This window comes from Myxococcus sp. CA040A (assembly GCF_013336725.1).
In the GTDB taxonomy this organism is placed as follows: Bacteria; Myxococcota; Myxococcia; order Myxococcales; family Myxococcaceae; genus Myxococcus; species Myxococcus llanfairpwllgwyngyllgogerychwyrndrobwllllantysiliogogogochensis.
Genome location: NZ_JABUMR010000002.1, coordinates 189601 through 198198, shown reverse-complemented (window position 1 = coordinate 198198; position 8598 = coordinate 189601). Strand labels below are relative to the sequence as shown.

Below are 8598 nucleotides of genomic sequence, written 5' to 3'. Positions count from 1 at the left end.
TGACGTTGTCATTGGGGTACGCGGTCCGGCTGATAATCGCATTGCCATCCGGGCGGAGGACCTGCACGGAGGCGTAGTTGGAGAAGGTGCCACCGGTAGCGACGAGCGTCACGTTGGTGTTCGCCGCGGCCGTGAAGCTGAAGCGACCATCCTGGCCCACGCGCGCCGTGCTGAACGTCACGGCGGCCCCGTCAACGACGAGGGTATCCTCCACCGTGCGAGACAGCAGCAGCCCCGCCGAGGCCGTCGCCATTCCCGCCTGATTCACGGTGATGGCATAGGTGCCCGTCACCGGCAGCACCGGCAGGTTGCAGCTCCCCGGGGCGGTGTAGCTGCTGCAGTTGATGAGCAGGGTGCCGTCCGGCTTGCGCACTTCGAAGGTGACGGACTGCGAAGCGGGCACCGTGGTGATGCTCACCACGCCCAGGCCCAGCCGGTCTCCCGCGTCGCCGCTGAAGGTGTAGCGCCCGTTCTGGCCCACGCCCAGGCTCACCGTCGTCGGCGTTCCGTCGATGCTCCCGGCACTGCCACTGGCTTCCTGCACCAGACGCAGGGTGAGTTCGCCCGTGTTGGCGGCCTGTGGGTCCACGGTGATGACGTGGGTGCCCGACGTCGTGGTGAGGAAGTCCCACGTGACGTTGTCATTGGGGTAGGCGGTCCTGCTGGTAATCGAACTGCCATCCGGACGGAAGACCTGCACGGAGGCGTAGTTGGGGAAGGTGCCACCGGTGGCGACGAGCGTCACGTTGGTGTTCGCCGTGGCCGTGAAGGTGTAGCGAGCATCCTGGCCCACGCGCGTGGTGCTGAACGTGACGGCCGTCCCGTCCACGACGAGGCTGGCTTCCACCGTGCTCGACAGCAGCAGGCCCAGCGAGGCGGTCGCCATTCCCGTCTGATTCACGGTGACGACATAGGCCCCCGTCATCGGCAGGTCCGGCAGGTCGCAGTTCCCCGGCGTGGTGTAGCTGCTGCAATTGACGAGCTGGGTGCCGTCCGGCCTGCGCACGTCGATGGCGACCGACTGCGCGGCGGGCACGGTGGTGAGGCTCGCGATGCCCAGCCCCAGCCGCTCCCCCGCCGCGCCGAAGAAGTTGAACCGCCCGTTCTGTCCCACCTGCCCCGAGAAGACGGCCATGGCACCGTCCTTCTCCAGGTTCCCGGTGATGCCTCGCACCAGCGTGAAGGTGGCGCTCAAGCCTGTCGTCGTCCCATTGGCCTTCAGCACCGCGGTGTAGGTGCCTGCCTTCGGAGCGACCGGCAAATCGAAGGCGCCACCCGTGGCCAGGATGGAGGCGGTGCTGAGGCTCTCGCCCAGGCCGTCGTAGATGCGCAGCGTTCCCGACGAGGCACCACCGAGCACCACCGAGCTCACGACGACGGTCACCTGCTCGCCCTGTTGCACCGAGAAGCTCACCGCGGCCTTGTTCGTCGAGCTGGCCAGGGAGACATTGACCGGCGCCCCGCCCACCTCCGCTTGAGAGAGGGTGTCCGTTCCGCCAGGGACCTGGTCGAGCGGAACGACCATGAAGTCCTGCGTGCTCGTCGCGCGCCCCGACGGCGTGGAGACCCTCACCTTCCCCGTGGCGCCACGCGAGGAGACCTTGGCCTGCAGCTGCGTCGCCGTGGAGGAGAGGATGTCCGCCTGGATGTCCCCGATGAAGATCCGGTTGTAGATGTTCTGGAGACTGAAGTTCGAGCCGGTGATGGTCACCGTCGTCCCGACCGGCCCACCCGAGGGCGAGAAGCCAGAGATGATGGGCGCGGGGACCGGAGCCAGCACCACGAAGTCCTCGTGGCTGGTGGCCGTCACGCTCCCGACCTCCACGCTCACCGTCCCCGTCGTCGCGCCCGCGGGCACCGTCACCACGAGCCGCTGCTCGCTCGCGGCGGTCACCACCGCGGCGACCCCGTTGAACCGCACCGTATTGTTGGCGGGAGTCGTGCTGAAGCCCGAGCCCGTCAGCGTCACCTCGCCGCCCGGCGGTCCCTCGTTGGGCGCGAAGTCGAAGAGCCCCAACTGCGCGGCGGAGAGCCGCTTGATTTCAAGGAGGTTGCCACCTTCGTCATAGACATACTGGGCGCTGGCGCCCGTCCCGTCATAGACAGCCACCAGCCGGCGGGACTCGTCATAGGCGTAGTTGATGGGCGGACCCGCGTCTCCCAGGCTCGCGACCTGGGTCGTCGGGTCCGACAGCGTGGGTGGAGGCGAAAGACTCTCGCCTCCGCATGCGGTCAACAGCAGGGCACACCAGAGGGAGCCCAGGCCAAGGCCAGGCCCCCAGGAGGAACGCTTCAAGGGAAACTCCTTGCGCTACGAAGGGTCAGTGGACGCGCGGCGTCGCGTCCGGTGGATGGGACGGCGACACTGCGCTCGTCAGTGCCTTGAGAAACTCGACGAGGTCGGAGCGCTCAGAGGGAGTCAGGTCCCCCACCTGTCGCCCCGGAGTGGAGCGGTAATACAGCTCACGCTCGACGGCCTGGAGCAGCGTGGGGATGCTGCCGTCGTGCATGTACGGCGCCGTCACGGCCACGTTTCGCAGGGACGGGGTGCGAAAGCGTCCCAGGTCCGTGGGGCTGAGCGTCACGGCGAAGCGCCCCAGGGCCGCCATCTCCGCCCGGGCCGGCACACTGGCCCGCCGGGCCTCCCGCGACATCCCCACGGCCTCGCGTGCCGCCTCCGCCTGATGGGGAATGAGTTCGGAGCGCACCTCTCCCGCGTGGTACGCGCCATCCGTCAGCGCGCCTCCTTCAAGGTGGTGGCAGCGCGCGCACCCCGCGCGTCCGGTGAAGAGAGCCCAGCCCCGGCGCTGCGCCGGCACCAGCGCGGCGCGGTCACCCGCCTGGGCGCGATCAAAGGCAGACGAGGCCACGGGCAGTTGGCGCACGAAGTCCGCGAGCGCCTGCGCCACGGTCTGCTGGGTGACGCCCCTGCCGGGGAAGACCCGCTCGAAGTCCGAGGCGTGACGGGCCCGCACCGCGGAGAGGACCGCCTGCACGTCTTCGAGGCCGTGCTCCTCGGGGGCGGTGAGCGGGTCGAAGACCAGCGCCTCCAGTGAATCCCGCCGCCCGTCCCAGAACAGCTCGCGCGTCCGAGCCAGGCCCAGCAGGCTCGGGGCGTTGCGAGTCCCGACACGGCCCAGGACTCCACGCGAGACAGGCAGTCCGTCCGTGAAGGCGGCACCTGGCTGATGACACGTCTCGCAGGACACCCTTGCATCGGCGCTCAAGGACGTATCGGAGAAGAGCCGCTGCCCCAGCGCGGCGCGAGCGCTCGCGTCCTCCCTGGAGACACGCTCCTCGGCGGCGGCCCTTGCTGGTGCCAGGAACACCAGCCCCAGCCCCGCGGCGACGCTCCAGACGAGACGCCGACCCGGTGCGGCGCATCTCCTCTCAAGACTGGCCTTCGACCTGCTCCGCGCCAACATACGCACCCACTCGGTCCCTACGGCCCTGACTGCCCGAACAGGCGCACCCGTCCCTGAGCCGTGCAGGCCCCTTCATGAAACGTGGAACCAACCGCCACGACGGGAACGACAAACGCAAGGCCCCGCCCGGAGCGAGCGCGCCTCGACGAGGCCCTGCATCCGGCCCATTTTTGATACGGAGTGGACCCTTTTTCCTGGTCTGGAACCCGGGACGTTTTTTCGCGGGCGGCCTTCGGGAAATTCCAGGCCGCGCCTCCCGGTGACAGCTCGGAGCATGTGCTGGACGACCAGCCCCGTGTCGCCGCGACGTATTCCTCTTGCAGTGCACTTGCATCGAGGAACGATGAAACGACCTGGCTTGCTCGCGACCTTCTTGATGGGCTTCCTGCCTGCCGCCACGGTGGGGGCGTATTCGCTCAACACCGCGGTCAGATGGGGAGACAACCCCTACGTCATCGATGTCATCACCGGCCCATTCCAGACCCACTTCGGACTGAACAATGCCAGCATCATGACCATCGCGCGTTCTGCCCTTCAGTCCTGGCAGAACTCAGGGGTCCGGTTCAACACGAACATCGAATTCCACGACACGACGCCCAACGCCTCGGACCTCGAGATTGAAGCCAAGACGTGCTGCGACGGCGATTGCTCGGGGAACAGCTGTCTCGGACGGTCGTCCTACATCTTCCTCTCCGACAACTGCTCCATCGACATCTACATGAACACCGGCGTCGCGAGCGCGTACTCGGACAACGGGACCCAGACCTTCGACCTCCAGTCCATCTTCACGCATGAGTTCGGGCACTGCCTCGGGTTGACCCATCCCTCCACGAGTTCGCCTGAAGCCGTCATGCACCAGGGGAACTACGCCTTCGGGGCCTATCCGAAGCGCTTCCCTCGCGAGGACGACAAGCTGGGCGGACAGCACGCCCAATACATCGCGGACTATCCCGTCAGGGTCCGCGCCCGGACGGGCGGCGGCTGGACGCAGGTGGGAACGACCTCCGGAAGCGTGGGCGTGGCGACGCAGACGGACGGGTGGTCGCTCGTGACGTTCGAGAACGACTCGAACCAGGACTACACCAGCCGCATCTCGTACGTCGGTATCGACCCCAGTGGCACCGTGGGACCGACCTGCACTTCGACGGACTATGCCTTCGACGGCGTGGCCGTCTCCGAGAATCCAGGCGGGGGCTTCGCGGCGGCGTTCCGCTCGTCCAATGACACCGGAGCCATCTACGTCTACCGGGGCGTCTACGGCAGCCTGGCCGGATGTTTCTGGGGAGGAAGCCCCCAGCTCACGACGATGACGTCCCATCGGCGCCCGAGCCTCGCGTATGACGCGGCGTCAGGTCGGCTGGTGATGGCCTTCATCGAGATGGGGACGGGAAAGCTCCGGGTCTCCACGTCGACCAGCGCCGGCACCTGGACCAACCCCACCCAGATCAACGGCGAATGGACCGACACGTCGGTCGGGATTGATTGCGGCTACTGGGCGCCTGCCGGTGCCAACCGCTGCTTCCTCACCTTCCCTGCCTCGAACGGCGAGCACCAGCTGCGCATCGCCGAGGGCTACATCACCGCGGCCGGCACCTTCATGTACCTGGGGACGCACGTCACGGCGGGCTGGACGCTCAACGTCGCCTCGGACGTGCAGATCGTGAATGGCAACCGCCTGGAAATCATCCACGCCTCCACCAACAACACCCGCGACGCGTACATGTACATCCGGGACTGCGCCAGCGGCACGTGCACGGACTCCAACTTCCCCATCGAGCGCAAGACGTTCGTTGGCGGCAGCATCTCCAGCGCGAAGCTGGTGACGGCGGCTCCTTGAGCCAGGACCTTCGCGAGACCCCGCAACACCAGACTCCTGGAGACACATTGTCATGAAGTCCTTCTTCAAGCAGGGAATGATGGTTGTCGTCGGTGCGGTCGTGGGCCTGGGAGTCGTCGGTGTTGGGAGGGCGCTGATACCAACCCCCGCGCTGGGCCCGGCGGGCCGGGGACATGTCCACGACGACTACGCGCGGTACACGCTGGGGCCCGAAGGCTACGTGGCCCAGTCCGACCTCATCGTCACGGGCCGCGTCACCCGACAGGTGGACACGCACCGCAAGGTCCAGGGCAGCAAGAGGCCTCGCTACTTCCAGAAGCTGGAGCTGGAGGTGGACGCGGAGCTGTATCGGAACGCGGAGCGGCTCCCGGGCTCCGCGACTCGCGTGGTCGTGGCGGTTCCAGCGGCGGGCATGGACGCGTCGGCGGGGCGCGCCCACCTGGGCACGCTGGATGGACACCGGCAGCTGTTCTTCCTGCGGCGCTCACCCGACGTCGCGGGGGCCTTCGTCCTCCTCCGGGGCGACCATGGACATGTCGACCTGGACGCAGCCTCGGTCCAGCACGAGGTGCTCCCGGGAGCGACTCCGTCCGCGCTGCTCGACACACTCAAGCGCTTCGTCGCGTCCACCCAGCTCTCGGTTCCTCGCACGGAGCGCACCTCGCTGGACTCCGTTCCCCAGGGCGCGGTGCCGGGCCGGCTCTACGGACGCGCGGACCGGCCCGCCACGCTGACCACGCCCGCTCCCGACGAGGGGGGCACGGTGGTGTTCGACGCGCTCCCGGAAGGCGCGGTGGCGACACGGGTCCACGTCGTGAACGTGGGTGAGCGCTGCTTCGTGAGGCTGGCCTGGGAACCTGGACCGGCCTCGGGGCCCGTGGCGCTCCACATCAAGGATGGCGCCCAGCCGTCCGACTGCGCGGCCCTGCTCGACAAGACGTTCTGACGTCGCACGTCCAACGTGCCCGCGACCCGGCCTGCCCGTGGCGATGGTCGGGTCGCGGTGCTCACAGGATGATGTGTTCGATGGGCTTCCAGACGGGCTGGAGGTCCTTCGTCAGGACACCCACCTCGGGGACCACCAGCTCCTCGGCGTGCAGCAGGTAGGGGCCACCCTTGACGTTGCGCCCCACGAGCAGGAACGTGTAGCGGCCCGAGGGGAGCGCGTCGTACACGACCTCCGGGGAGGTCACTCCCGCCGGGCCGAGCACCCCCAGCTCGAGCTTGATTCGTTCCACGCGACCGTAGCTGCGGATCGGCGACAACGTCCCCGGGACGAGCACCGCCTGGTGGAGGGCGACATCGTCGGGAGGAGTGCCCGTGACACGGGGCACACGCAGCCGCAGCGTGGAGTGGCCTTCGCGCTCCTGAAGTTGGAGCACTCTCCGCTCGTTGGGGGCCAGCGTCACCCGGCGCGGGATGTACCGGCCCGACTGGGTCTCCGACCAGGGGTTCCCCATGAAGTCGTACCTGGAACTGAGGGAGATGACGTACTCCCCGGGCTCCAGTCCTCCCATGGAGAAGGACCCTTCGCTGACGTGCACGATGCCAGAGCGATGGAGCTTCTGGCCCCCCAGGGCGCTCAACCGCAGCATCACCTTCGCGGGCTGTCCCTCGCGGTCCTTCACGGTGCCCTCCAACCGCGCGCCCGGCGAGAGCACCACCTCCAGCGTCTCCTCGCCCGAACCCACCGACTGTTGAAGCGGCAGGTAGCCGGAGTGGGAGATTTCCATGGCCAGGGGGCCCGCCTCCATCGGCCCGAACTCGAAGGCGCCCGAGGGGTCCGTCTTCGCGCTCACCAGCTCGGGAGCCTGCGCCGACGAGGACTCATCGACCTGGGAGGACGGTGAGCGCCGGACGACCACCTGGGCGTTTTCGACGGGGGCGGAGGTCGTCGCGTCCACCACCCGCCCGCGCACCCACCGCCCCGCTTCGAGGACCAGCGTGCCCAGGTCCACGTCCTGGCCGCGCTCCACCCGGACCTCGCGGAGGATGCGCGTGTGTCCCGGGGCCTCGAGCGTCAGCCACGTCACACCGGGTTGCTGGATGGGGAGCCGGAAGGCGCCGTCCTCGCTCTGAAAGGACTCTTCGTTGACGGTGAAGCGGTCAATGGGCGTGCCGTCCGAGCGCCGGAGCTTTCCGCGGATGCTCCCCAGATAGCGCAGCACCAGCCTCACGTTCGTCGAGCCCGCGGCGACCTGGTGCTCGGGGAGCGGGTCGAAGGCGTCATCCTCCCCGCGCGTCGCCACGCGCAACACGTAGCCCGGCTTCTCGACGGTCAGGTTGCTGTCGCCTCGCAGCAGGTGATGGACGGTGAACCGGCCCGCCTCGTCCGTGAGCGAGGATGCGTCCTCCAGTCGGATGCCGTGCTCCTGCTCATTCAACTGGGCGTAGTTCTCCCGCTGCGAGTGGGCCTTCACCTGAGCGCCACCCAGGGGCATGCCCGCCTCGTCCACGACGACACCGGATACCGACTTTCCGGTGTCCATCCGGAAGACCACCGTCGACTGTTCCTTGGGGCGCACCTCGACGACGCGCGAGGCGCGATGAGGCGCCCCCGTGTTGAAGACCGCCCGGAGCGTGTAGCGACCCGGCTCCACGATGCGCATGACGAAGCGTCCTTCTTCGTCGCTCATGCACTCGGTGGTTCGGTCCTTCTTTCCCTCGGCGAACAGGGTGAGCGCCACCTCCGGGAGCGGCTCACCCCGGGCGCTCACCACGGTGCCCTCCACGTGCCCACCGGCGTGCAGCACCAGTCGAAGGTCCTGGACCGGAGCCTCCACACGCTCCAGGCGCGTGACGACGAAGTCCTCCCCGTAGGCGACGAGGATATAGGGGCCCGCTTCGGGCAGCTCGAGCACGAAGCGCCCCGCCGCGTCGGTCCGCGTTTCGAACCTCGTGGACTCGTAGTCTCCGAACCTTTGGACCTCCCCCTTGGCTTGCACCTCACCGGAAGGACGCGCCTTGTCCTTGCTCAGCCGAGGCGGCGTCATGGCCGCCACGGTGGCCTCCGCCAGGGGATGCCCGTCCACGTCGGTGACCAGTCCCTCCATGAGGACGGCCGGCGCGCGCTGGGAGTCCGGCGTCGTGCCCTCGGCAGGCACCTCCCGCGCCTGGGCCCCGGTCCGCCCGGCGTCGGGCGCCCCACCCAGCGACTGCCGGGTGGAAGCCTCGCGAACCGTGGGCGCGGCCATCGGGGTCTCAGGGGTGCCGAAGGAGAACCGCGTCACGGCGAATCCCAGCACGACGACACCCAGGGCGATTGCCACCACGGACGCGCTTTTCATGAGGCCTCCCGTCGACGTCACGCTAGCAGCATCCAACGCCCTCTCGTGC

5 protein-coding genes are annotated in these 8598 nt (G+C 68.4%); 2 read left to right on the top strand and 3 right to left on the bottom strand.

Going from position 1 to position 8598, the window contains the following annotated elements:
* On the bottom strand, nt 1–2296 hold a 2296-nt coding region (locus tag HUA75_RS07905; RefSeq protein WP_174486000.1), incomplete at its 3' end, for an IPT/TIG domain-containing protein.
* Between the two features lie 25 nt (nt 2297–2321).
* Entirely contained in the window at nt 2322–3329 is a 1008-nt protein-coding gene (locus HUA75_RS07900) for a cytochrome c peroxidase (protein ID WP_174485999.1), read from the bottom strand.
* A gap of 439 nt (nt 3330–3768) precedes the next feature.
* Here HUA75_RS07900 and HUA75_RS07895 point away from each other — a divergent pair, with 439 nt between their 5' ends.
* Both HUA75_RS07895 and HUA75_RS07890 read left to right on the top strand, forming a co-directional pair.
* Complete coding sequence (locus HUA75_RS07895) at nt 3769–5262, top strand: matrixin family metalloprotease (protein WP_174485998.1); 1494 nt, start codon at nt 3769–3771, stop codon at nt 5260–5262.
* 52 nt (nt 5263–5314) lie between these two features.
* Entirely contained in the window at nt 5315–6208 is an 894-nt protein-coding gene (locus HUA75_RS07890; RefSeq protein ID WP_174485997.1) for a hypothetical protein, read from the top strand.
* 61 nt (nt 6209–6269) lie between these two features.
* On the opposite strand, the gene HUA75_RS07885 is transcribed toward HUA75_RS07890, so the two are convergent.
* Nucleotides 6270–8549 (bottom strand): carboxypeptidase-like regulatory domain-containing protein, encoded by a 2280-nt coding sequence (locus tag HUA75_RS07885; protein ID WP_174485996.1) that lies wholly within the window; start codon nt 8547–8549, stop codon nt 6270–6272.
* Nucleotides 8550–8598 lie beyond the last annotated feature (49 nt).

Excerpts from the sequence above, each read along its gene's own strand:
- HUA75_RS07895 (WP_174485998.1), top strand. The coding sequence starts at position 3,769 with ATGAAACGACCTGGCTTGCTCGCGACCTTCTTGATGGGCTTCCTGCCT.
- HUA75_RS07890 (WP_174485997.1), top strand. The coding sequence starts at position 5,315 with ATGAAGTCCTTCTTCAAGCAGGGAATGATGGTTGTCGTCGGTGCGGTC.
- HUA75_RS07885 (WP_174485996.1), bottom strand. The coding sequence starts at position 8,549 with ATGAAAAGCGCGTCCGTGGTGGCAATCGCCCTGGGTGTCGTCGTGCTG.